Source organism: Caulobacter segnis ATCC 21756 (assembly GCF_000092285.1).
Classification (GTDB): Bacteria; Pseudomonadota; Alphaproteobacteria; order Caulobacterales; family Caulobacteraceae; genus Caulobacter; species Caulobacter segnis.
In genome coordinates this window covers 3,239,428-3,261,623 of the sequence record NC_014100.1, presented here as the reverse complement: position 1 = coordinate 3,261,623, position 22,196 = coordinate 3,239,428, and the positions used below count along the sequence as shown (strand labels likewise).

At 67.5% G+C, this 22,196-nt stretch carries 21 protein-coding genes; 10 read left to right on the top strand and 11 right to left on the bottom strand.

What is annotated here, in order from left to right; genetic code table 11:
- Positions 1 to 113 precede the first annotated feature (113 nt).
- The 4 genes from CSEG_RS15055 to CSEG_RS15040 form a co-directional block, all read right to left on the bottom strand.
- Positions 114 to 998: an MlaA family lipoprotein gene (locus tag CSEG_RS15055; protein ID WP_013080093.1), complete on the bottom strand. Its 885-nt coding sequence runs from the start codon at positions 996 to 998 to the stop codon at positions 114 to 116.
- A 127-nt stretch (positions 999 to 1,125) separates the two neighbouring features.
- Positions 1,126 to 3,486: a TonB-dependent receptor domain-containing protein gene (locus tag CSEG_RS15050; protein ID WP_227878843.1), complete on the bottom strand. Its 2,361-nt coding sequence runs from the start codon at positions 3,484 to 3,486 to the stop codon at positions 1,126 to 1,128.
- 70 nt (positions 3,487 to 3,556) lie between these two features.
- Positions 3,557 to 4,570 carry a FecR family protein gene (locus CSEG_RS15045; protein ID WP_013080091.1) on the bottom strand — a complete coding sequence of 338 codons (1,014 nt, stop codon included), beginning with the start codon at positions 4,568 to 4,570 and terminating at the stop codon, positions 3,557 to 3,559.
- Between the two features lie 112 nt (positions 4,571 to 4,682).
- On the bottom strand, positions 4,683 to 5,255 hold the full coding sequence (locus CSEG_RS15040) for an RNA polymerase sigma factor (RefSeq protein ID WP_013080090.1): 573 nt from the start codon (positions 5,253 to 5,255) through the stop codon (positions 4,683 to 4,685).
- Between the two features lie 303 nt (positions 5,256 to 5,558).
- On the opposite strand from CSEG_RS15040, the gene CSEG_RS15035 reads away from it, so the two are divergent.
- Positions 5,559 to 6,356, top strand: a complete 798-nt coding sequence (locus tag CSEG_RS15035; protein WP_013080089.1) for a MipA/OmpV family protein — start codon at positions 5,559 to 5,561, stop codon at positions 6,354 to 6,356.
- A 64-nt stretch (positions 6,357 to 6,420) separates the two neighbouring features.
- Here the strand turns inward: CSEG_RS15035 and spt are convergent, their stop codons facing one another.
- Positions 6,421 to 7,680 (bottom strand): serine palmitoyltransferase, encoded by a 1,260-nt coding sequence (gene spt, locus CSEG_RS15030; protein ID WP_013080088.1) that lies wholly within the window; start codon positions 7,678 to 7,680, stop codon positions 6,421 to 6,423.
- Between the two features lie 197 nt (positions 7,681 to 7,877).
- Here spt and CSEG_RS15025 point away from each other — a divergent pair, with 197 nt between their 5' ends.
- Genes CSEG_RS15025 through CSEG_RS15005 form a run of 5 tightly spaced genes read left to right on the top strand, consistent with a single transcriptional unit; the run spans position 7,878 to position 11,411 of the window.
- The gene (locus CSEG_RS15025; RefSeq protein ID WP_013080087.1) at positions 7,878 to 8,675 is read left to right on the top strand and encodes an MlaA family lipoprotein; all 798 of its coding nucleotides are present in this window, start codon (positions 7,878 to 7,880) and stop codon (positions 8,673 to 8,675) included.
- Positions 8,676 to 8,709: 34 nt separating this feature from the next.
- Positions 8,710 to 9,339, top strand: a complete 630-nt coding sequence (locus CSEG_RS15020) for an MlaC/ttg2D family ABC transporter substrate-binding protein (RefSeq protein WP_013080086.1) — start codon at positions 8,710 to 8,712, stop codon at positions 9,337 to 9,339.
- Complete coding sequence (gene mlaD / locus CSEG_RS15015; protein ID WP_013080085.1) at positions 9,336 to 9,830, top strand: outer membrane lipid asymmetry maintenance protein MlaD; 495 nt, start codon at positions 9,336 to 9,338, stop codon at positions 9,828 to 9,830. Before CSEG_RS15020 ends, mlaD begins: the two co-directional genes overlap by 4 nt.
- A 1-nt stretch (position 9,831) precedes the next feature.
- Positions 9,832 to 10,632 (top strand): MlaE family ABC transporter permease, encoded by an 801-nt coding sequence (locus CSEG_RS15010; protein WP_013080084.1) that lies wholly within the window; start codon positions 9,832 to 9,834, stop codon positions 10,630 to 10,632.
- Complete coding sequence (locus CSEG_RS15005) at positions 10,629 to 11,411, top strand: ABC transporter ATP-binding protein (protein ID WP_013080083.1); 783 nt, start codon at positions 10,629 to 10,631, stop codon at positions 11,409 to 11,411. Before CSEG_RS15010 ends, CSEG_RS15005 begins: the two co-directional genes overlap by 4 nt.
- A 148-nt stretch (positions 11,412 to 11,559) precedes the next feature.
- On the opposite strand, the gene CSEG_RS15000 is transcribed toward CSEG_RS15005, so the two are convergent.
- The 6 genes from CSEG_RS15000 to CSEG_RS14975 all read right to left on the bottom strand — a co-directional run bounded on the left by CSEG_RS15000 (position 11,560) and on the right by CSEG_RS14975 (position 18,757).
- On the bottom strand, positions 11,560 to 12,693 hold the full coding sequence (locus CSEG_RS15000; protein ID WP_013080082.1) for a hypothetical protein: 1,134 nt from the start codon (positions 12,691 to 12,693) through the stop codon (positions 11,560 to 11,562).
- 128 nt (positions 12,694 to 12,821) lie between these two features.
- The gene (locus CSEG_RS14995) at positions 12,822 to 14,156 is read right to left on the bottom strand and encodes a CitMHS family transporter (RefSeq protein ID WP_013080081.1); all 1,335 of its coding nucleotides are present in this window, start codon (positions 14,154 to 14,156) and stop codon (positions 12,822 to 12,824) included.
- A 407-nt stretch (positions 14,157 to 14,563) separates the two neighbouring features.
- The gene (locus CSEG_RS14990) at positions 14,564 to 15,649 is read right to left on the bottom strand and encodes a tartrate dehydrogenase (RefSeq protein WP_013080080.1); all 1,086 of its coding nucleotides are present in this window, start codon (positions 15,647 to 15,649) and stop codon (positions 14,564 to 14,566) included.
- Between the two features lie 252 nt (positions 15,650 to 15,901).
- Entirely contained in the window at positions 15,902 to 16,672 is a 771-nt protein-coding gene (locus CSEG_RS14985; protein WP_013080079.1) for a GntR family transcriptional regulator, read from the bottom strand.
- A 107-nt stretch (positions 16,673 to 16,779) separates the two neighbouring features.
- The gene (locus CSEG_RS14980; RefSeq protein WP_208854785.1) at positions 16,780 to 17,811 is read right to left on the bottom strand and encodes a LysR family transcriptional regulator; all 1,032 of its coding nucleotides are present in this window, start codon (positions 17,809 to 17,811) and stop codon (positions 16,780 to 16,782) included.
- The gene (locus tag CSEG_RS14975) at positions 17,753 to 18,757 is read right to left on the bottom strand and encodes a phosphoglycerate dehydrogenase (RefSeq protein WP_013080077.1); all 1,005 of its coding nucleotides are present in this window, start codon (positions 18,755 to 18,757) and stop codon (positions 17,753 to 17,755) included. The genes CSEG_RS14980 and CSEG_RS14975 overlap by 59 nt, the downstream gene beginning before the upstream one ends.
- A gap of 262 nt (positions 18,758 to 19,019) precedes the next feature.
- Here CSEG_RS14975 and CSEG_RS14970 point away from each other — a divergent pair, with 262 nt between their 5' ends.
- The 4 genes from CSEG_RS14970 to CSEG_RS14955 are packed head-to-tail and all read left to right on the top strand — an operon-like array spanning position 19,020 to position 21,922.
- Positions 19,020 to 20,405 (top strand): acyclic terpene utilization AtuA family protein, encoded by a 1,386-nt coding sequence (locus CSEG_RS14970; RefSeq protein ID WP_013080076.1) that lies wholly within the window; start codon positions 19,020 to 19,022, stop codon positions 20,403 to 20,405.
- The gene (locus CSEG_RS14965; RefSeq protein WP_013080075.1) at positions 20,405 to 20,713 is read left to right on the top strand and encodes a DUF4387 domain-containing protein; all 309 of its coding nucleotides are present in this window, start codon (positions 20,405 to 20,407) and stop codon (positions 20,711 to 20,713) included. The genes CSEG_RS14970 and CSEG_RS14965 overlap by 1 nt, the downstream gene beginning before the upstream one ends.
- 10 nt (positions 20,714 to 20,723) lie before the next feature.
- A complete protein-coding gene (locus CSEG_RS14960) occupies positions 20,724 to 21,482 on the top strand; it encodes a class II aldolase/adducin family protein (RefSeq protein WP_013080074.1) in 759 nt (252 codons plus the stop codon).
- Positions 21,479 to 21,922: an acyl-CoA thioesterase gene (locus CSEG_RS14955; RefSeq protein WP_013080073.1), complete on the top strand. Its 444-nt coding sequence runs from the start codon at positions 21,479 to 21,481 to the stop codon at positions 21,920 to 21,922. Before CSEG_RS14960 ends, CSEG_RS14955 begins: the two co-directional genes overlap by 4 nt.
- The last annotated feature ends 274 nt before the right edge of the window (positions 21,923 to 22,196 follow it).

Genomic DNA, 22,196 nt, shown 5'->3' with positions numbered 1-22,196 from the left:
GCCCAAGGCGTCGCCGGGGCTTGGCTGGTCGCGAGCGTCTCGACGTCACGCCGACCGCGGGCGGGCCCGCGTGGCGAGGCGAACGCGGGTCGGCGTCCCGCCGCCAGAACAGGTCAGGGGCGCGCGGCCGGATCCGCGGCTGGCGCCGTCGGGGTCATCAGCAAGGGCGCGCCCGACTTGTGGTCGCCTTCGGGCTTGCCGCGACCGCTCTTGGCCTCCGCCACCATGGCCGCGCGCCCTTCGGCGGTCTTGTCGCGCAGGCTGGCGTAGTAGTCGGGCGAGGTGCGTTGCAACTCGTCTGTCAGCGGCAGCAGTTCGGCCCGATCATCGACCATGTCGACGCCGTCCACGACGCTGACGGCGGTCGCCGCGCCGCCGGTCAGATAGGTCGCCGGGTTCAGCGCGCCGCCGATCAGGTCGCCGCTGAAGTCGCGCAGATTGGAGGGACCCAGCAGGGGAATCTGCAGGCTTGGGCCTGGCGGCACGCCCCAACGTCCGAAGGTCTGGCCCATGTCGGCGTCATGGAACGGCATCCCCATCCGGCCGGCGACGTCGAAGAGGCCGGCGACCCCCACCGTGCTGTTGATCGCGAAACGGGCCGAGGTCGTGCCGGCTCGGCGGAAGTTGGCCTGCAGCACATCATTGATGAGAATGTGCGGGCCCTTGAGATTGGAGGTGAAGTTCTTCAGCCCCTTGCGCGCCGGCGACGGCATCACCTTGGAATAGCCGCGCGCCACCGGCGCGACCGCGGCGCGATCCACGGTGCGATTGACCGCGAAGATCGCCCGATTGGTCTTCTCGGCCGGGTCTCCCGCCGTCTTGGCGGGGGGCGGCAAGGCGGCCGCGGTTTGGGACGACGGGGCGTGGGCGCAGGCCGCTAGGCTCAGGCAGGCGGCCGCTGCGGCCCAGGTCGCCGAGGCGCGGTGCGGGGCGAGCGATGCGGACGAACGATCTCGCGGGCGGGGCGAGCGGGGGACGGGGAAAGGCTGGAGGGGCATGGGGGGCTCCGGGCGCGTTGGTTCGCCCCAACGACGTCGCCAGGCGCTCGGCGCCCCAGCAGATTTCTGGCGGGGAGCGGTGGGGCGCGCGCAACCCTCTCGCGACGGCCTCCGGCGAAGCGGTGTCCTAGAAGCGAGCCTGCAGCCGAAAGCCGGCGGTGCGTGGACGCTGCGGCGTGATGGCCTCGTCGGCGCGCGGCGCGAACGGGTTGCCAAAGGCGAAGGTGTTGGCATGGCTGTCGAACGGATTGTCGACATAGGCCGTGAGCGTCCATCGCCCGCCCTCCAGCGCCGCGCTCAAGGCTGTCGTCGTATAGCTGTCCATCCGGCGCCCGGCGGTCTCGTCGAGGCTCAGGCGCGCCCCGCCGGTATGGGCCACCTGGGCGCGCAGCCGCAAGGTGGGCCCCCAGGCCAGGGGGCGATGATAGTCCGCTGTGAAATTGGCCGAGCCGCTGGAGATCCCCGCCAGCCCGGCGTTCTCGGCCGCTGTTTGATCCAGGCTGAGCCGCGAGACGTCGGGTCGATTGAGGAGCAGCGCGAACCTCAGGTCCAGCCGTTCGCTCGCGCGCCAGTCCGCCTCCACCTCAAGACCGTCATTGTCGCCGTCGCCGACATTGACGGTGTAGCCCAGGCCATCGGGTCGGTACTGATCGCTTTGGATCGAGCGCCATTGGGCGAAGAAGAGGGCGGCGCGCAGCCGCAGGCGCTCGTCGAAGGCGCGTAGTTTGATCCCGGCCTCATAGTTCCAGAGCTGGTCGGCCTCGTACCGGCTCGGCGGCGGGCCGCCGTCCAGTCGTCCGCCCGTGTTGAAGCCGCCAGGTCGATAGCCTTCGGAGAGCTGCAGGTAGGCCAAGAGCGAGGCGCTTGGCGCATAGCTGAGCAGGACCTTGGGGGAGAAGCCGTTTTCGTCGCCATGACCCTTGAACGCGCGGGCTTTGGCGCCTTGGATCAGGTCGGAGGAGATGTCGTAGCGATAGTCGAACCAGCGCAGCCCCAACGTCGCTGAGAAGTTCCAAGGCAGCTCCCAGGTTCCTTCCCCGTAGACGGCCGCCTCGCGAATGTCGTCGACGCGCGACTCCGCGTAGCTGGCGCCTCCGGCCGGATAGGGCGCCAGAGTGCTCTTCTGACGCGTCTGGGTGCTCGACAGAAAGCCGCCAACCAGGCCGTGGAACCGGCGGCCAGTGGGCATGGCGTAGGTGATCTCGCCGACCGTCAGGTCTGTCTGGCGCGCGTCGTCGAAGACGGCGGGGCCCGCGGCTTGGCCAAACAGCCCCGCGCGGGCGGTGGCGTCGTAGCGGCTGGAAAAGTCGTGGCCCAGGCGCGAAACCGACCCGGTGACGCGCCCCCAGCGACCATCGCCGGTAACCGTCAACGAGCCCTGGTCGAAGCTGTTGTCGTGGGGCTCGCGCACGGCGTTGTCGCGGGTCATCGGCCCCAGGCGAGACACGCCGTACTGGGTGTCGCGATTGCGCAGCGACTGGTGGTTCACCACCGCTGTCGCCTGCCAGGCTGGCGACAGCACCGCGCGTAGCGACAGGCGCGCGCCGTTTCGATCGGAGGTGTTGACGTTGTTCAGGCCCAGCGCCGGATTATCGATATAGCCGGCCGAGCGTTCGCGATAGCCAACGGCGCGCAGCGCCAGCTTCCCCGTCACGAGCGGCAGATTGACTACCCCTTCCAACTCGCCGCCAGCGCCCCCGCCCCCGGTGACCGAGCCGCCCGCCAGGACCTCGGCCGACATCGTGTCCAGGTCGGGCTTTCGCGTCGCCAGGCGCACCACCCCCCCGATGGCGCCTCCGCCATAGAGCGTGCCTTGCGGTCCGCGCATGACCTCCACGCGCTCGATGTCGGCCAGCCGCAGGTCCGGATCGGGCGCGTTGTAGGTAACGGGGACCTCATCGAGATAGAGCGCGACGATCGACTGGGTCAGGCCGGTAAAGGCCCCGTCGGAGAGGCCGCGCAGCAGGATCTTATCCCGGCCCGGTCCCAGATTGGTCGTGGTCAGGCCCGCGACCTGAAACCCGATATCGGCCAGGCTGGAGGCGCGATCATGGCTCAGGGCCTGACTGGCGAGCGCCGAGATCGCGGCCGGCGTGCGACCCGGAAGATTGGGATAGCGCTGGGCCGTGATCACCACCTCGCCGATCGTCGCGTGGGCTTCGGGGTGTCGGACGGGCGCCGCGGTCGGCGCGGGCAAGCGAGCGCTTTCGGACGCGGCGCGGGCCCGTCGCACCATGATGGTGCGACGGTCCAAGATCTCGAAACCGCAGCCGGACTGGGCCAGCATTCTGGCGAGCGCGGCCTCCAGCGACATCCGTCCGACGATCGCCGGGCTCTCGCCGCGGCAGGCGTCGAGATTGCCGCCCAACGACACCTCGGCCTGGAGCGCCAGATCGATCAACGCCGCGCGCACCGGCTTGCGCGCCAGTCGCAGTCGGACATCGGCGGAGGCGGCCTGGGCCACCGGCGCGAGGGTCAGCGACGCCAAGGCGACCGCCCACAGGCCTGGCCATCGCTTGACGCCACGCTTCACCAGGTCCGAGCCTCGCTACTGGCGATCATTGGCCCTTCAGGATGATCTCGTCGGCGCGGACGACCACGGTCAGCCCGCTGAACCGCGCCAATCGCTCGACCATGGCCCGAGGACTGTCAACGAGGAACACGCCGCTCACCGTGACCTTGGCCGCGCTGGGATCGACACGGATCGGCGGGCCGCCATAACGGTTGAAGTCGGCCACCACCATCGCCAGGGGCGCCTTGTCATAGATCAGCTTTCCCGACCGCCAGGCGAACACCGCGTCCGGGTCGGCCTCGCGCACCTCCTGGACGGTGGAGCCTTCGGCGTGCAGGACCTGCTGTCCCCGGGTCAAGCGCACCTCGCCGCCGCCGACCTGGGCCACGGCGACGACGCCACGCCGTACGGTGACGGCCGTATGACCTTGGTCGCGCGAAATGTTGAACTCGGTGCCCAGGACACGCACCCGCTGATCGCCCAACTCGACGACGAAGGGGCGGTTGGCCTCGTGAGCCACATCGAACGTGGCCTCGCCTTCCGAGAGGGTCACCGCGCGACGCCGGGCGTTCATCTCGACGGTTATCCGGGTGGCCCCGCCAAGCGTCAGTCGCGATCCGTCCACCAGGGTCACGGCGCGAACCTCACCCTTGGCCGTCGCATAGTCGATGGGCGCGGACGGCGACCACCGCGACGCGGCCACCCAGGCCACGAGGCCGGCGGCGATGGCTCCGCTGGCGATGAGCCACGGGATCGGACGACGGTGGCCTGGTCGCGAGGCCCTGGCCGGGGTTGGCGCCGGCGTCGCGGGGCCAGAGGGGCGCGTGAGCGTCTCGACGGTCGCCGTCGCCCCGGCCGCGTTCAACAGCGCTTGAGGGGCGTCGTCCTCGAGGTCGAGCCACAGCGTCTCCATGGCCTCATAGGCGAGGCGGTGGGCGGGGTCGGCTTCCAGCCAGGCCTGGAACGTCGTCCAGGCGTCAAGGTCCGCGTCGTCGTCGCGCAGGCGGGCGAACCAGTCGGCGGCGACTTGCGATATCGGATCGGTCAGGGGCGCGGTCATGGGCGGTCACCTGAGGCTTCGGGGCCAAATGCGACCAAGCCTCGCCCAAAAGACGTCGTGGGCGCGCCGTCGCCTTCCCGGTTTGTCGGGGGGTGATGCAGATTGGTCGCACTCATCGGGTCACCCTGGAATGAAGATGGCCCAGGGCCAGGCTGATCTGCTTTTCCACCGCGCTCTTGGAAATGCCGAGCGCCGCGGCGGTCTCGACGTAGGACAGGCCATCGATCTTGTGCAGCTTGAAAATGCGCTGGGTGCGTGGCGAGAGCGCCGAAAGGGCGGCCATGACCTTCTCCAGCCGTAGCCGCGCGATGACGACCGACTCGGCGTCGGGCGCATCGACGATATCGACCGCCCCCAACGAGGCGTGGTGGCTGCTGCGCCAGTCCGCGTCGCGCATGCGCGCGCGCCGGCCCTGCCGAAGTCGATCCAGCATCAGGTTGGAGGCCAGCCGATAGAGAAAGGCCGGGGGATTGGTCACCGCCGCGTCCCCCAGGCCAAGGACCTTCAGATAGAGATCCTGGACGAGATCTTCGACATCGGCGTCGGGTCCAAGCTTGGCCAGGAAATAGCGCCTCATGTCGGCGCGACGTTCCAGATAGGAGGCCAGGAGCGGCGAAGATCTGTCGTTGTCGCCTTCGGAGGCGCCGGCGTCGCTTTGGCGATGGGGAGGGCTCGGGGAGATCACGTCTTGGGACCCGGTTGAGGCGCTGGCGGAAAGGCCGGGACGGACCTCGGCCTAGCGTCCCATCTAGGGCGGTCCGGGCGCGCGTACTGGTTATCAATCGTTGCGACCAGGAGGCTTGACAGCGGCGGCGCTTCTCGGCGGCCGCAGACGCGGGGCTTTTCGCCGATCGGGGGCCGTGTTTGGACGCGAACATCCTCGCCAAGCGTTCGTCGCGGCGGGCTGGGGCAAGCAGGCGGCCGCGACGTCATTGGGGACCCCACGCGGCGCGGGAACTGGTCGGCGCCGTCTCGCAAGGAGACCTCAATGCGGCATTTCACTCTCTGGTCGGTCGTCGTCATGACGCCGGCCCTCATCGCCCCTGTCGCGGCTAGCGCCCAGGAGCGCGAGTGGTCGGGCGACATCGCCATCGGCGGCGGCGCCCGACCGGAGTATCTGGGCTCCAAAAAAATGGAGGCCACGCCCTATATCGAAGGGCGGATCAACTACGGCGCGTTCTACCTCGACTTCCAAGGCCAGAACCTCAAGCTCAATCTCTCACCGATCGAGGGCTGGTCCTTTGGTCCGGCGATCGACGTCCAGAACAAGCGCGACCACAAGGTCAAGAACCTCGCCGTCAGCAAAATGGCCAAGATCGACGACGCGCTCGAGGCCGGCGCGTTCGTCGGCTATTCGCGGGGTGACGTCTTCTCCAGGAACGACAAGCTGGGCGTCGAATTCAGCTACATGGCCGACACCTCCAACACCTACGAGGGGGGCTATGGAGAGGCCAAGCTGACCTACGGCAAGCAGATCAGCGAGCGTTGGAGCGTCGGCTCGTCTCTCAAGACGACCTATGTCGACAAGAAGTACGCTCAGACCTATCTCGGGGTCTCGGCCGCCGACGCCGCGGCCAGCGGCTTGCCGGCCTATAACCTCAAGGGCGGCGTGCGCGACATTAGCCTTGGACTGAAGGCCACCTATCAAGTGACCGACCGCTGGAGCGTGATGGCGCTCGGCAGCTACAAGCGTTTGCTGGGCGATTTCGCCGACAGCCCGATCGTCAAGGTCGGCGGCAGCGCCGACCAGTTCGTCGTCGGGGCGGCGGTTGGATATAGATTCTAGGAGCCTGGGGATCGCGGTCGTGTGGACGGCCGCGATCCCGCCTTCCGGCCAGGCCTTGAGGGTTCTAGGCCGAGCGCGCCGCCAGCCGCGCCGCGCCGTTTCCGAGCAGACCCAGCGCCGTGGCCGCCGCGTCGAAGACGGCCAGCACGTGGTCTATCTGCGCCTCGGTGTGGAGCGCCGTGACGCTGCCACGCAGCAGAGACTGGCCGTTGGGCGTGGCCGGCGGCAGGGCGAGGTTGAGGTAGACGCCCTGGGCTAGCAGTTGATTCCATAGGGCGACCGCGCTTGGCGGATCCGGGGTGGCGACGGCCACGATCGGTCCTGGCGTCGGCCCGACGGAAAAACCCAGCGCCTTAAGCCCGTGGTAGAGGCGACGCGCATTGGCCATAAGGCGTCCCCGCAGCTCAGGCTGCGCCTCCATGCGCCCGAGAGCCGCGACCGTCGAGGCGGCCACCGCGGGCGGCAGCGACGCGGTGAACATGTAGGGGCGGCATGTCACCCGCATGACCTCGAAGCCGTCCAGGTCCGAGACGCAGAAGCCGCCGATCGCTCCCAGACTTTTCGAAAAGGTGCCGACCACGAAGTCGACGTCGGCCTCGACCCCGGCCGCTTCGGCCAGGCCTCTTCCCCGCGCGCCCAACACGCCCATGGAGTGGGCTTCGTCGACCAGAAGGTAGGCGCCCATCTCGCGCTTGACGGCGGCGATCTCCCTGAGCGGCGCGACGTCGCCGATCATCGAATAGAGCCCCTCGACCACGATCAGCTTCGCGCCCGGCGCGCCCTCGAGCCGCGCCAGGCGCCGGCGCAGGTGCTCAGGATCGTTGTGACGAAAGCGCACGACCCGGGCATGACCCAGGCGCGCGCCGTCATAGAGACTGGCGTGGCTGTCGCGATCCAGCAGCAGGTGATCGCCGCGTCCCACGACACTGGACAGAACGCCCAGATTTGCCTGGTAGCCCGTAGTGAACACCATGGCGTGGCGGCGCCCATAGAACCTCGCCAAGGCCCGCTCAAGCGCCAGATGCGCCTCGAAGCTGCCGTTGGCGATCCGCGACCCCGTGGTGCCCGTGCCTCGCGTCCGAAGCGAGGCGACGCCCGCTTCGACCGCCTCGGCGTCGAAGGTCAGTCCAAGATAATTGTTGCTTCCCAGCATGATCACGCGCCGACCCGCCAAGCGCGCCTCGGTCGGCGAGAGGATCGTGTCGAAGCAGATGTTGAACGGGTCGACGCCCTGGGCCCGCAGCGCGGCGTGGGCCTGGCGAAGCGGCAGATGCCTGTCGAAGAGGCCTCGGGAGGGCGGATGGCGCGGCGAGAAATCGGTCAAGCGAGGCGGTCTCCTTAAAGGGATGGCAAGGACATGGCCGGAGTTCGCCCGCCACGCCCAACGACGTCGCGGCAGGCCGCCTCACTCATTTTTTTGGCGCGTCCAGGCTTGGCGCGCCCGGCCCGAGAAACTTGCTGGGGCGTTTGATCGAGGGCGACGTCATTGGGCCAAAGCAGCCGCCCAAGAGGTCCAAGGACGTGAGCTTGAACATCAAAGCAGACGGGCCGGTGACGTGGGCGGCCGCGAGCCTCGCCGCCGCCCTTGGTCTTGGCCTCCTTGCGCCGGTTCACGCCCGACAACCCGCGACGGCCGCGACGGGCGCGACGGGCGGCGAGGTTGGCGACCCGCTGATCGCTTTCAATCGCGCGAGCTTTGGCTTCACCAGGGGCGTCGATCGATGGGCGATGGGACCGATCGTGCGGGGCTACATGGCGCTCACCCCAAGGCGTGTCCGGGCGCGCTTGGGAGCGGCGGTGGCCAATCTCGGCGAACCGGTGACAGCGCTGAACGCACTGGCCCAGGGGCACGCTCGCCAGGCGAGCCGCGCCACGGGGCGCTTCGTGATCAATTCCACCCTGGGCGTCGCGGGGCTGTTCGATGTCGCCGCCCGCGCGGGGCTGGAGCCGCGCGAGGCTGATTTCGGTCAGACGCTGGGCCGCTACGGCGCTCGCCCGGGGGCCTATGTCTTTCTCCCCCTTCTAGGGCCAACGACCGTGCGCGATGGGCTGGGCCGGATCGCCGACAGCCTGGCCGATCCCATCTCCCTGGCCTCGGGCGGCTATGGCTCCGATTTCGGGCGGGCACGGCTGGGCGCCACGGCCGTGACCCAGCGCGAAGCAGCCGATCCGGCGGTGCGCGCGCTCGAAGACGCCGCCGATCCCTATGCGGCGGTGCGCGCGGCCTATCTGCAGCACCGCGCCTTCGTGGTCGCTCAAGCCCGGGGCGAGGCGGCCAAGCTTCCCGATTTCGAGCCGATCGCCGCGACTGACCTTTGACGCCGCGCCTTTTGCTTTCCTCGCAGGATCGATCATGAGTTCAAATCATCCCACATTCCTGGGGGGCTGGATGCTGGTTCTAGCCCTGACCGCTTCTTCCCCGGCCGCCGCCGGTCTTGGCGATCCCGCCGCCGAGCGCTTCGTCCTGGTCAACGCCCAGCGGGTGATGACGGTGCTGGCCGAAGACGCCAAGACCCCGGCCGCTCGCAAGCCGGCGTTTCGGGCCGCCATAGATCAACTGGCCGACGTGCCAAGGATCACCGGCTTCGTGCTGGGCAAGTACGGCCGGACTGTCACGCCCGACCAGCGCGCCCGCTTCGCCGCCGCCTATCGCGACTATGTCGAAGGCGTTTATCAGAAGCGGCTGACCGAGTTCGGCGGCCGGACGGTCAAGGTCACCGGCTCGACCGTGCGCAAGCCTGGCGACGTGATCGTCGATACCGTGATCAGCGGCCCCAAGGCGGACGATCCGGTGGAGGTCTCGTGGCGCGTCCTGGACGGCGGCGGCGCGTGGAAAGTCGTCGATGTCCAGTTCAAGGGCGTGTGGCTGGCCATCACCCAGCAACAGGACTTCGTTTCGACGATCGACAACGCCGGCGGCGATGTCGATGTGCTGATCGCCCAGTTGCGGAAAGGCGCGGCGCGTACCGCGGCGCGCCAATGAGCGCGGGTGTCTCCCGGGCCGAAGCCTGGGCGCAGACGGCCATGGGCTTGATGATCCTCGCCGCGGCCGGCGGGCTGCTGGCCTATGGGGTGTCGGCGAGCGATGCGGGCGGGCGAGGGGGCTATCCCCTGGTGGCCCGGTTTGGCGAGGTCGGGGCCCTGGCCCCTGGCGCCGATGTCAGCGTGGCGGGGGTCAAGGTCGGCGCGGTCGACCGCATTGAGCTTGCCCCGCGGTCCTATTTGGCGGTCGTCCATCTGTCGCTCGACAAGAGCGTGGCTCTTCCCGAGGACTCCACGGCCAAGATCACCACCAACGGGCTGCTCGGCGGCGCCCATGTCGCCATCACGCCCGGGGCGTCCTCCGCGACGCTGGGGCCGGGCGGCGAGATCGACAACACCCAGGGGGCGGTCGACCTTTTCGGGCTGATCGGTTCGGTCATGCGCCCCCCCGCGCCCGAGGCTCCGGACGGCGCCTCGGCGGGAGCGCCTTAGGATGCCCCCCGCGTCGTTGGCCGTGCTCGCGCCGATCAGAAGCCTGGGCGCTCGGGCCACGATCGCCGTGCGGGCGGTGGGCGCTGTCGGGCTGTTCGCGGGGCGTGGCGTGATTTGCATCCTGACGCCCCCCTGGCGGCTGGGCCACTGGGGAAGACAGCTGACGACCATCGGGTTCTTCTCCCTGCCGGTCGTGGCCTTGACGGCGCTTTTCACGGGCGCGGCCTTGGCGCTGAACATCCATATCGGCGGCGGAAGGCTCAACGCCGCCCAGGCCATGCCGCAGATCGTCGCCCTGGGCATCACCCGTGAGCTCGGACCTGTCCTGGCCGCCTTGATGCTCGCCGGACGGGTGTCGGCCGCCATCGCCGCCGAGATCGGGGCCATGCGGGCGACCGAGCAACTGGACGCCATGCGAACCTTGTCAACCGATCCGATACGCTATCTGGTCGCTCCTCGACTGGCGGCGGCGGTCTTGGCCCTGCCGCTCTTGACCCTGGTCGCCGACATTATCGGCGTGGCGGGCGGCGGAGTGGTCGCCGTCGGCGTCCTGGATTTCAGCGCGCCGACCTACGCGCGCGCCGCGGCGCGGTTCCTGACCGGCTGGGACATCGGTTCTGGCCTCGTCAAGGCCGCGGTGTTCGGCTTCGTCGTGGCCTTGATGGGTTGCTACCACGGCTACGTCGCCACGGGCGGGGCGCGCGGAGTTGGTCGGGCGACCACCCGGGCCGTGGTCTCCGCGGCGATCCTGATCTTCGCCTGCGACTACCTGTTGACCACGCTGATCTCGAGATCAGCATGATCGGCGCGTCGTCTCCACCTTCGCCCTCGCCGCGGCTCGCTTGGTCCGGTGTCGCCAAGAGCTTTGGCGCCAGAACCGTGATCCGCGGCCTTGATCTGAGCGTCGCGGCCGGTCGCTCCCTGGTCATCATGGGGGGATCGGGACAGGGCAAGTCCGTGACCCTCAAACTGGCCTTGGGACTGATGACCCCCGACGCGGGCCGGATCCTTGTCGATGGCGAGGATCTGGCCTTGTTGGATGGGAAGGCTCGGCGCGCGGCGTTCTCGCGCATGGGAGTTCTGTTTCAGGGCGCGGCCCTGTTCGACAGTTTGACGGTCTGGGAGAACGTGGCCTTTCGTCTGCTCAACGCCGACGGCTTTGGTCGTTCGGAAGCCAGGGCCCGCGCGAGCGAGGCGCTTGGCCGGGTCCGTCTCGGGCCCGAGGTGGCCGATCTCTATCCGTCACAGCTGTCCGGCGGCATGCAAAAGCGGGTCGGCCTGGCGCGGGCGGTGGTCACCGCGCCGAGGCTGTTGTTCTTCGACGAGCCAACCACCGGCTTGGACCCGATCGCCGCCGCCGCGATCAACGACCTTATCGTCGATCAAGTGCGTGGGCTGGGATGCACGGCGATCTCGATCACCCACGATCTGACGTCGGCCCGGACGATCGGTGACGAGATCGCCATGCTGCATCAGGGCCAAATTGTCTGGCGTGGCCCACCCGCGGCGCTGGACGAAAGCCCCGATCCGTATGTGCGGCAGTTCGTCGACGGGCGTCTGGATGGGCCCATGAGCGCCTGACGACGCCACACTGTCCTTTGGCGCTGTCCAGAGCCGCCGGTTCCTCCCCCCGAACCGTCTCCGGCGCCAAGGCTCGCCCCCTCGCGCGGTCTTCCCCACCGCCGCGCGAGGGGGCGAATGTCCGTCGAGGGCCCGAGAGTCTCGCGCCTTAGTCTGGAGACCGGGAGATCCGTAGAAGGGTGTCGGCGGCGGTCCGCGTCGCGTCTTCCAGCCGCCCCAGAGCGGCCTCGACCGCCAGGACTTGCCGATCACGGTAACGGGCGTGAACGGCGTGGGCGCGGGTCAGCGCGGCGAGCACGTCGGACGGGTCGGCGACCAACTCGCCCAGCGACCAGAACGCGAAACTCGGGTCCTCGGCTCTTGCCCCCACGCCACGGTCCAGGAAGACGCAGGGGCGCGGGCGCGCGAGGAACTCATAGACCTGGCTGCTGACATCGCCGACATAGATGTCGGCCGCCATCGTGTAGGTCATGTCGTGTGACCGGTCCGAGCCGGCGTCGACCAGGATCCTATCCTCGAGGGCCAGGGCCTCGAAGCGGGCGCGCTGGGAACTTGACCAGCCGCGTGACAGCCTGACATGCGGGGCGATCACCAGGTTGAAATGGTCCTGCTCACGGAAGGCCGCCGCCATACGGGCCCCAAAACTCGCCCATGACGACAGTTTGGCGTCGAAGTGTGGGTTGTAGAGGACGACCGGCCGATCGTTGGTGAACAGGCGCCCGCGAACGCCCATGCGCGGATGGGACAAGACCGTGGAGACCTTGACGCTCCCGGAAACCGAACAGGTGGCGGGGCTGACCAGACCTTGCGCGATCATCCGCGCCTGGTCCTTGGGACCCGAGACGATCACGTGATCGAAGCGCCGGATACGTCGCTCGAAGCCGCGCGCGCGATCTCCGGCCCCGTGCGGCACATGAACCAGCTTTGGCGACGGTCCGGGCCAGGCCTTGAGCGCGGTGGAGGTGCGTTCGGCCGCCACGAGGACATCCAGGTCTTCGAACCGCGACCTGTTGGCCAATAGACAGGCCAGCTTGGGCGGCTGCTTGGCGATGACTGCGTGAGGCTTCGACAGCCATGCGGGGATCATCAACGCCTGGACGGGATGGGCGCATTCCAGGTCTGACAGCAGGCGCGTCAGGGGAGCGATGTCCTCCAGCGGCGCGAACATGGACACCTGGGCCCGACCCTCGCGCGCCAGAGCCGCGGCGATCGGCGCGATATGGAGCGCCTGATGCACCCCGCCCAAAAATAGGAAACCGATCTTAGGATGGTCAGCGCGCATGTCCTCTCCGCCGTGCTGGATCGCATCCACCGACGTCGCCGGGCGCGCGCCGCCCCAGCAGGTTTCTAAGCGCGACCGCGTTTGGCTCTCGCCCTGCTAGGCCCCGGCCATTCCGCGGGTCGAAACGCCTAGCCGACTCGAAACAGAAAGGCTCCGCTGGCCAGCGCGGCCGCGATCATGACCAGGCTCGAGGCCACCGCCCATTTCAGGGCGAAACGCTGCAAGGCGCCGACATCGACCTCCAGAAGGCCGCAGACGAGATAGATCGCGGCGATCAGCGGGCTCAGGGCGTGGATCGGCAAGCTCGTCAGGGCGGCGCGCGCGATCGCCTCCGGAGGGATGCCATAGTGCGACGCGGTCTCGGCGATGACGGGCAGTATGCCGAAGTAGTAAGCGTCGTTGGACATGAAGAAGGTCAGCGGCATGCCGATCAGAGCGGTGATCGGCGCGAGATACGGACCCAGTTCCGGCGGAATGGCCGCGACCAGGCTGCTGGCCATGGCCGAGACCATGCCCGTGCCGGACAATATTCCCGTGAAGGCGCCCGCGGCGAAGATTAGGAGCACGATATTGACGACATTGTCGGCATGGGCCGCGATGCGCTCGCGTTGCAACTTCAGGGCCGGATAGTTGACGATCAGGGCGATCGCGAAGGCGCACATCATCAGCACGGGCAGGGGCGCCAATCCCGACAACAGTCCCACCATCAGGACAATGGTCAGGGCCAGGTTGAACACGAACAACCTTGGGCGGCGCGCCGACAGATCCTCACCCGGGTCGGCCGGCGAGTCCGCTTGCGTTTCCGCCAGGGGCAGGGGACGCAAGGCCAGCCTTCCCAGGCGCTTTCGCTCCGCCAGGCCAAGGCCATAGGCGACGAGCACGCCAAAGCCCAAGCCCGCGAGCATGGTTGGCATCATCGGCAGGAACAGCAGGGACTGGTCGATCCCCAAGGCGCTGGCGGCGCGCGCCGTCGGGCCGCCCCACGGCAGCAGGTTGGTGACCGAGGCGCAGATCCCCAACATCAGCGCCAGGATCAGCGGATTGAGACCTAGGCGGCGGTAGATGGGTAGCATGGCCGAGATGGTGACCAGCGCCGTCGTCGCGCCATCTCCGTCCAGAGACACGATCGTGGCCAGCAGCGCGGTGCCGACCGTCACCCGCACGGGGTCGTCGCCCACCGTCCGCAAGACAAGGCGCACGAGGGGGTCGAACAGCCCCACATCGATCATCAAGCCGAAATACAGCACCGCGAAGGCCAGCATCAGCGCCGTGGGCGTCAGGTCCGTTACGCCCTTGACCATCATCTCGCCGACGCCAGCCCCGGCGCCCGCGAGGAGGCCGAACACCACGGGCGTGAGGATGAGGGCCGTTATCGCCGACAGTCTCCGGGTCATGATCAAGGTCATGAAGGACACGATCATCAGCAGGCCCAGGACGGCGGGCTGGCGCAGGACGTCGATCAAGAGGTCGTCTCCAAAATGAACGGCCGCCACGGTCGCGATCTCGTCCGCCGAAAAGGCGCGTGGAAGCGCGACGGGGCGGCGGAGGCTCTTGGCGGGCGACGGCGTGGCGCCGGACGCGCGATCGGGGGCGACATCCGCGGTCCGGCTTGGGCCGACAGCGATCCCTTGATCCATGGGGCCGCGCGCCGCAAGCGGCAGGTCGCGCTGGCTCGCCCGCGCGGTCCGCGCGGCGAGGTGGGAGCTGCGTCAGTGTTCATTTCAGCCTCCCCATTTTTATTATTGTCTATCCACCGTTTTGTCCGGTGTTCGAAGCAGGCTAGGTGTCGTGGATGCTAAATGTCAATAAAGTGGATGCAAAATATCCCTTCGCGGGCCGTTCCTTTTTAAGAGCGGCGTCTGGCGTGGGTCTATCGCGCCTCCAGCAGCGCTTGGGCGATCGCCGCGCCGCAGTCGACGGTGCCGAGCGGGCCGCCCAGGTCACGCGTTCGCAGCCGCGGCTGAGCCAGAACCGTCTCGATCGCGGCGACGATCGCCGAAGCCGCCTGGCGTTCTCCGAGATGATCCAGCATCAGCGCGGCTGACCAGATCTGCCCGACGGGATTGGCGATCCCCTGGCCCGCGATATCTGGCGCGCTGCCATGCACTGGCTCGAACAGTGAGGGGAAATCTCGCTCGGGGTTGATGTTGGCCGCTGGCGCTATGCCGATCGTGCCGGCGCAGGCCGGTCCAAGGTCCGACAGGATGTCGCCGAACAGGTTGGAGGCGACGACGACGTCGAACCAGTCAGGGTGCTGGACGAAATGGGCCGTCAAGATGTCGATATGATACTTGTCCCAGCGCACGTCGGGATAGGCGCGCGCCATGTCTTCCACCCGCTCGTCCCAATAGGGCATGGTGATCGCGATGCCATTGGACTTCGTCGCCGAGGTCAGGTGCTTCTTCTCGCGGCGCTGGGCCAGCTCGAAGGCGAACTTGAGAATGCGATCGACGCCGACCCGCGTCATGACGGTCTCCTGGACGACGACTTCCCGTTCAGTGCCTGGAAAGATCCGGCCTCCGATCGAGGAGTATTCGCCCTCGGTATTTTCACGCACCACGTAGAAGTCGATATCGCCAGGCTCGCGACCGGCCAGGGGGCTTGGAACGCCCGGCATCAGTTTCACCGGCCGCAGATTGACGTATTGATCGAACTCGCGGCGAAACTGGATTAGCGATCCCCACAGGGAGACGTGGTCGGGCACGCTCTCGGGCCAGCCGACCGCGCCGAAGAAGATCGCGTCATGCCCGCCGATCTGGTCTTTCCAGTCGTCGGGCATCATGACGCCGTGTTCGAGAAAATAATCGCAGCTGGCGAACGCGAATTGGTCGAACGCGAAGGTGCAGCCAAACCGCTTCGAAACCGCCTCCAGCGCGCGCAGTCCCTCGGGAACCACCTCCTTGCCAATCCCGTCCCCTGGGATCACGGCGATGCGATAGTGGCGGCTACGGCTCATGGTGTTTCCTCGCGTGACGCCGCGGCGAGCCCCAGCGGCGCGGCGGCGGGCCGGGGCAGGGCGGGGGATCGCTCGCGCGCCAAGCCAAGCGCGGCGGCGAGGTCGTATCCACCCTGGCTCCTGGCCGTGGCTACACTCGGTTAGGCCAGCGGCATGGCCCGTGGCCAATGCGGAAATCGGATGAAATGATCCTCGCCTCGCCCGGCGCGTCACCCTCGACGCGGGCGCGGCGTCCCGGTCTTGGGAGGACCGTCAGCGCCGCGTGGCGATCGCATGCAGGCGACGCTTGGTGGCCAGGACATGCTCGGTCATGATCATTTCGGCCAGAGCGGCGTCATCGCGTCGAAAGGCGTCGATGATCCGCTCGTGGTCGGCTTGTGACGCCAAAAGATGGGCGGGGGGCGTGGCCGAAAGCTGCCGGAAGCGCAGGGGCACGGCGGCGGCGACGCTCGGACAAAGGCGGGCTGGATCGCCCAGAACGGGATAGATCAGCGTCATCTTGATGGCGTTACGGAGCACCGTGTTCTCCGACGCGTACTGAATGGCGCGATGAAAGGCGTGATTGAGCCTGTACCATTCGACCTCGGCGGCCTCGGACCAATCGCCTTGTTCCAGGATCGCCCGTCCTCGACGCGCCAGCTTGGCGAGTTGGTCAAGCGCCCCTGGCTCCCAGCCCAGTTCGATGGACAGGCGCGCGGCCTGCCCCTCCAGCCGGGCGCGGACCTCGATCGCGTCAAAGATGTCGCTAATCGTCACGGCTCTGACGGTGTAGCCGCGATTGACGCTGTAATCGACCAACCCCTCGGCCGACAAAACCGCCAGGGCGCTCCGGATCGGCGTTCGAGAAACCGCCAGTTCGGTCGCCAAACCCTCGGCGCGAAGTCGCGTTTCCGGGGGGATCTGGCCCGTAACGATCATTTCCCGCAGCCTCATCAAGACGGTGTTGGTCGTGGGCTCGACCTGCGGAGGATCCGCCAGGGGCGCGCTGCCTTCCGCCTCTTGGCCCGTCATCTCCATCGCCATCCGCTTGCCATCTCCCGACGCGGAAACCTCCGCCGGCCGTCTTTCCTTACACCGCTCTCGCGGTGGGCGCGCAAGTCTCTGCCTAGCTCGCCGCGGGCTGACCTTCTTCAGGCGCTCGGTGGAGGCGGGGCGCTGTCGTCGCGCTGTTTCAGGCGTGTCCAGAACGCCTCGGCCGCCGCGTTCTGGCGCGCGCGGGGGCGGAACAGCCGAATGTCGATCGGCACGTCCCATCGTGTCTCGCCAGCGCGCACGAGGACGCCGCGCTCGAGATCGGAGGCGATCAGGCTCAAGGGGAGCCACGCCAGACCTCGACCCGCGCGGGCCATGGCGGCCAGAACCGTCGCCACATGCGCGCTGAAGGTCGTGTTCAGCCAGATCGAGGATCGTTCCAGGGCGAGAACGGATGTCAGAATGCGCCCCATGCCGGAGACCTCGGTGAAGGCCAGATAGGGGACTGGCGTTTCTTGGTTCCCGGGTAGGGCGAAACGCGGCCTTGTGGGGTCTTCCAGGTCCGGCGCGCTAACCGGCACGAGCGTGTCGGCGCCCACGTCCAGCGAGGTGAAATAGTTGGGCAGAAAGGAAACCGGCGTGGAAGGGTGGTGGTGGCAGAGCAGAAACTGGGTCTGGCCCTGCAGCATCATTCGTTCGCACCCGGCCATGTTGTCGGTCACCAGGCTTACCGTCGAGCCTAGGGGGCGCTCGGCCTCTATCTCTTCGAGCCACCGCGGAAAAAAGGTGATCGACAAGGCGTGGGTGGACGCAAATCGCAATGTCGAGACGAAGCCTTCGGCGACGGCTCTGACCTCGTCGCGCCCCAGATAGAGACGCCGCAACAGATCCTCGGCGCTCGCGCGCCACTGTTCGCCAGCTGGCGTCAGGGCCACGCGATGAGTGTCGCGATTGAACAGGGGCGCGCCCAGCCAGGTCTCCAGCAGCCGAATCCGCCGGCTGAACGCCGGCTGCGAGACGTTCCGCGCTTCGGCCGCGCGTCCAAAGTGCTGATGCCGCACGAGCGCCAGGTAGTCTTCGAGCCAGTCAAGCTCCATGCCGCGCGCGGTTCCTAAAAGGTCGTCTGAGCCGTCAATGAGCCGGGCGGCCGTCGGCGACGACACACTCAGGCGGTGGGTTATCGCCGTCAAGCACGGCGACGACCGATCGCGCGGCGATAAGGTTGGTCCTATTCAAGCCTTCCCTCGAGGATGCGCCGGCGTGCGGCGTACAGACGACGTTAGGCTGACCCAACAGCGCTTGTGAGACCGCCCCATACGACGGGTCGCTCTCGCTGACGAACACGTCCAGGCCCGCTCCGGCGAGGCGCCCTTCGCGAAGGGCTGACAGCAGATGCTGGTCTTCCACCAACCCTCCGCGCGCTGTGTTGATCAGGATCGCGCTGGCCTTCATGCCCTGGATCGCCCGCTCGTCGATCATGAAGCGCGTCCTGGGCGTAAGCGGCGCATGCAGCGTGACATAGTCGCTGCGCGCCAGAAGATCAGGCAGATCGACAAACTCAACGCCGGTGGCCAAGGCGTAGTCCGGGTCGGGACGGTTTGTGTGAACCAGGACCTTGCAGTCAAATCCGGCCAGCCGTCTGACGACGCTCTTGCCAATCCGGCCCAGGCCAACGACCCCCACGGTCTTCTCGCAGAGGTCCGATCCCATCAGGATCGACCAGTCGCCATCGATCATCCGCTGTTGCGACTCTCGGAAACGACGCGCGACCGCCAGCATCAGTCCGATCACGTGATCGGCGACCGAAGCGTCGTTGCCGCCCGCGGCGATCGTCACGACCCGGCCCAGGGCGCGAGCCGCCTCAAGGTCCACGCGCTCGAACCCCACCCCTCGACGCGACACGATCTGAAGATCGGGCAGCGCCTCGAGCAATTGGCGGGTCACCCGTGCGTGGCCGACGATCCAGCCGCCGGCGCCGGCCAGAAGCTCGACCAGGGCTTCATGGCTGAGGTCGCCATCGGCCTTTCCCTCCGGCAGCGACGCGATCTCGACCTCGCAGCCATTGGCCCTCAGATAGGCTTGGGTGCTGTCGTCGAAGAACCGTTGCGTGACGACGACCTTGCGCGAGCGCGGCATGTTCTGGCCTCTCCAAAAAAACGCGTCACAGAAGCCTGGCGTCCCAGGGGCGGCGCCAGATCAATTCGCGCATCATTCGATCCAAGGTTCGCGGCGCGCCGGGTCGCGGCGTTGTCTGGCGCAAGCCCGCCGGCGCTGGCGGCGTCGCGCGGGTCCACGCCTGAGCCTCAAATTGCATCCAATAATTGACATTGTGAATCCATAAAAATACGGTCCGCGAAACGTCGTCGCCGAACGACTGTTCGTTTTGGGAGGAGTTCGCGTGTCGCCAGGACCCATCAACATCATCGTGCCCACGGGCTCGCTGGGATCTGGCGCCGTGGAGGAGGAGGTCCGCCTTGGCGTCGCGCGGGGCGCCCACGCCATCGCGACCGATGCGGGCTCGACCGACAGCGGCGCGGCCTACTTGGCTTTGGGGATGTCCAAGAACAATCGCGGCTCGGTGAAGCGCGACCTGACCATCTTGATGAGGGCCGGGGCCGAGGCGGGGATTCCGCTGATCGTCGGCACGAGCGGACAGGCCGGCGGCGACAAGAACCTCGACTGGACGCGCGACATCGTCATCGAGGTCGCCCGCGAGCTGGGGATCTCGCCCCGCATCGCGCTCCTCTATTCGGAGCAGGACAAGGCGATCCTCAAGGCCAAGAACGCCGCGGGCAAGATCACGCCCCTGGCGCCCCTGGGCGCTTTGGATGACGCGACCATCGACGCCTGCGATCACATTGTCGCGGCGATGGGGCCCGAGCCCTATATGGCCGCCTTGAGGGACGGCGCGGACATCATTCTAGGCGGCCGCACCACGGACACGGCCGTGATCGCCAGTTTCGCCCTGCTGCACGGCGCGCCCGAAGGCGCCGCCTGGCACGCGGGCAAGGTTTCCGAGTGCGGCGCGCAATGCGCCGTCTATCGCAATCGCGGCTCGGGGGTGCTGATCTCCATTTCGCAAGACGGGTTCGAGGTCTCGCCGCTCTCGACGGACAACCGTTGCGATCCCGACAGTGTCTCGGCCCACATGCTGTACGAAAACAGCGACCCGTTCCGCCTGGTCGAGCCAGGCGGCGTGCTCGACGTCACCGACGCCGTCTACACGCCGGTCGATGATCGCACCGTCAAGGTGACCGGCTCGGTCTGGGAGCCCAGGCCCTACACGATGAAGCTCGAAGGCGCGGCCGGCGGTCGTTTCCAGACGTTGATGCTGATCGGGATCCAGGATCCGGACGTCCTTTGCCGGATCGACGAGTTCCATGACAGCATGCTCGCGGGCCTCTATGAGCGCGCTCGCAAGTCCGTGGGACCGGAGGCCGGCGACTTCCACATCTCGCTGCGGATGTACGGCTGGAACGCCGTTTCGGGCGACAAGCCGCCCGCCGGCACGCCGGCGCCGCGCGAGATCGGCGTGCTGTTCGTCGCCACCGCCGACACCCAGGAAGCGGCCACGCAGATCGCCAAGGCCTGCAACGCCTATTTCTTCCACTGGCCGATCTCGATGGACAAGGAGCTGCCAAGCTACGGCTTTGCGTTCACGCCGGCCGATGTCGAACGGGGCCAGGTCTACGAGTTCAAGCTCAACCACGTCGTCCACGTCGACGACCCGATGGAACTGGTCCGCACGGTGTGGATCGATCTTCGCGCAGCCGAGGCCGCCTGATGAAAACGGTCAAGGATGTCTGCCGCCACGTTCGCTCCAAGAACGCCGGACCCTATTGGGTGACGTTCGATCTGTTCTTCGACGGCCCGGAGAACTTCGCCAAATACAGCCAGAGCCCGGCCCTGGGCGCCGATCTGATGCATCGGCTGTTCGGCGCCAGCCCTGATCAGGTCAAGCGCTTCGCCGTGCCGAGCCTGAACGTCGTGAAGATCTCCTATGCGCGCACTTCGCCGCAAGGCGGCGAGATCGAACGCGACATGCATTGCGGCCAGCAGTTCGCGCGGTTGCTCGATGTTCAACTCGACTGAGGAGGTCGCCATGAACGCGCACGCCTTGATGGCGTCGTCCCAGCCCAACGCCCAGGAAGCGGCGATCCGGATCGACCTCGCGGCGGCCTACCGGTTGGTGGCGCTGTTTGGGTGGGACGACCTGGTGTTCACCCACATCTCGGCCCGCGTGCCAGGTCCCGAGCACCATTTTCTGATCAACCCGTTTGGCTGGATGTTCGAGGAAATCACCGCCTCCTCCCTGGTCAAGGTCGACCTGAACGGGCAGGTGGTCGGTGAGAGCAGGCAGATGGTCAATCCCGCCGGTTTCACCATCCATTCGGCGGTCCACGACGCTCGCGCCGACGCCGGTTGCGTGATGCATCTGCATACGGTGGCCGGAACGGCCGTCTCGTCTCAGGAAGCGGGCCTGTTGCCCTTGAACCAGACGGCCATGCTGCTCAACGGCAACGTCGCCTATCACGACTTCGAGGGCGTGGCCCTGAACCATGACGAGCGGCCCAGGCTGGTGGCGGATCTTGGCGGGAAGAACGCCATGATCCTGCGCAATCACGGGACCCTCGTGGCCGGCGCCTCGGTGGCCGAGGCCTTCACCACGATGTACTTTCTAGAGCGCGCCTGCCAGATGCAGGTGGCGGCGCAGGCGGGCGGGCCCTTGCGGATTCCTCAAGAGCACGTTCAGGACGTCGTCGAAGGACAGGCCAGCGGCCTGAGCGGAGTGGCCAACACGCTTGTGTGGCCAGGCCTTCTAAGGCGTCTTGATCGCCTCAACCCAGGCTATGCCGCGTGACGACGAGGCAGGCGTCCTCGCGTTCGGACGCGACCTCGGGCGCCAAGCCTGGATCCAGCATCCTCGTCATCGCGGTCCGTCCCGACGACATCGATCACATCGGGCATGTCAACAACGCCGTCTATCTGCGATGGACCCAGGATGCGGTGGTCCATCATTGGGAACGGATCGCCGATCCCGAGGCGGTCGCCCGCTATCTCTGGGTGGCGCTCAAGCACGAGATCACCTATCGGCGCCCGGCCTTCCTGGGTGACGCGATCCTGGCCCACACCCATCTCCAGACCGCCGGCGGCGCCAAGGCCCGGTTTCAGACCATGATCCAGCGCGGCCAGGAAGTCCTGGCGCAGGTCGACAGCCTATGGTGCTGCATCGATCGAGACAGCCGACGCGCCGTCCGCTTGCCCAGGCTGACCCTGGCGCGGTTCACCGCCTTGGCGTGAGGCGTCCACAACATCGTTGGAGCGCGCGCCACCGGGTTTGACGTCCTCTTGGCGATCGGCGGCGGCGCGAGCGCACGCCTTGCCATCAACTCACCTGATCGAGCTCGTTCTGGCGGCGCGAAGAGGCGCTAGCGCCCGATCGCGCGGAGTGTGTCTGGGGCGACGGGCCAGGTCACGCGCATTGTGATTTCATTCAGTGCATCGATTGATTGCATCCAGTTCATTGACCCCCGTCAAGACGTCGCTTTAGCTCCAAGCAGCCCCAGGTTCGCCT

Coding starts and splice junctions, on each gene's coding strand:
- mlaD (WP_013080085.1), top strand. CDS start 9,336: ATGAGCGCGGGTGTCTCCCGGGCCGAAGCCTGGGCGCAGACGGCCATG.
- CSEG_RS15055 (WP_013080093.1), bottom strand. CDS start 998: ATGCCCCTCCAGCCTTTCCCCGTCCCCCGCTCGCCCCGCCCGCGAGAT.
- CSEG_RS14985 (WP_013080079.1), bottom strand. CDS start 16,672: ATGGCGATGGAGATGACGGGCCAAGAGGCGGAAGGCAGCGCGCCCCTG.
- CSEG_RS15045 (WP_013080091.1), bottom strand. CDS start 4,570: ATGACCGCGCCCCTGACCGATCCGATATCGCAAGTCGCCGCCGACTGG.
- CSEG_RS15020 (WP_013080086.1), top strand. CDS start 8,710: ATGAGTTCAAATCATCCCACATTCCTGGGGGGCTGGATGCTGGTTCTA.
- CSEG_RS15035 (WP_013080089.1), top strand. CDS start 5,559: ATGCGGCATTTCACTCTCTGGTCGGTCGTCGTCATGACGCCGGCCCTC.
- CSEG_RS14990 (WP_013080080.1), bottom strand. CDS start 15,649: ATGAGCCGTAGCCGCCACTATCGCATCGCCGTGATCCCAGGGGACGGG.
- CSEG_RS15005 (WP_013080083.1), top strand. CDS start 10,629: ATGATCGGCGCGTCGTCTCCACCTTCGCCCTCGCCGCGGCTCGCTTGG.
- CSEG_RS15000 (WP_013080082.1), bottom strand. CDS start 12,693: ATGCGCGCTGACCATCCTAAGATCGGTTTCCTATTTTTGGGCGGGGTG.
- CSEG_RS14965 (WP_013080075.1), top strand. CDS start 20,405: ATGAAAACGGTCAAGGATGTCTGCCGCCACGTTCGCTCCAAGAACGCC.
- CSEG_RS14960 (WP_013080074.1), top strand. CDS start 20,724: ATGAACGCGCACGCCTTGATGGCGTCGTCCCAGCCCAACGCCCAGGAA.
- CSEG_RS14975 (WP_013080077.1), bottom strand. CDS start 18,757: ATGCCGCGCTCGCGCAAGGTCGTCGTCACGCAACGGTTCTTCGACGAC.
- CSEG_RS15010 (WP_013080084.1), top strand. CDS start 9,832: ATGCCCCCCGCGTCGTTGGCCGTGCTCGCGCCGATCAGAAGCCTGGGC.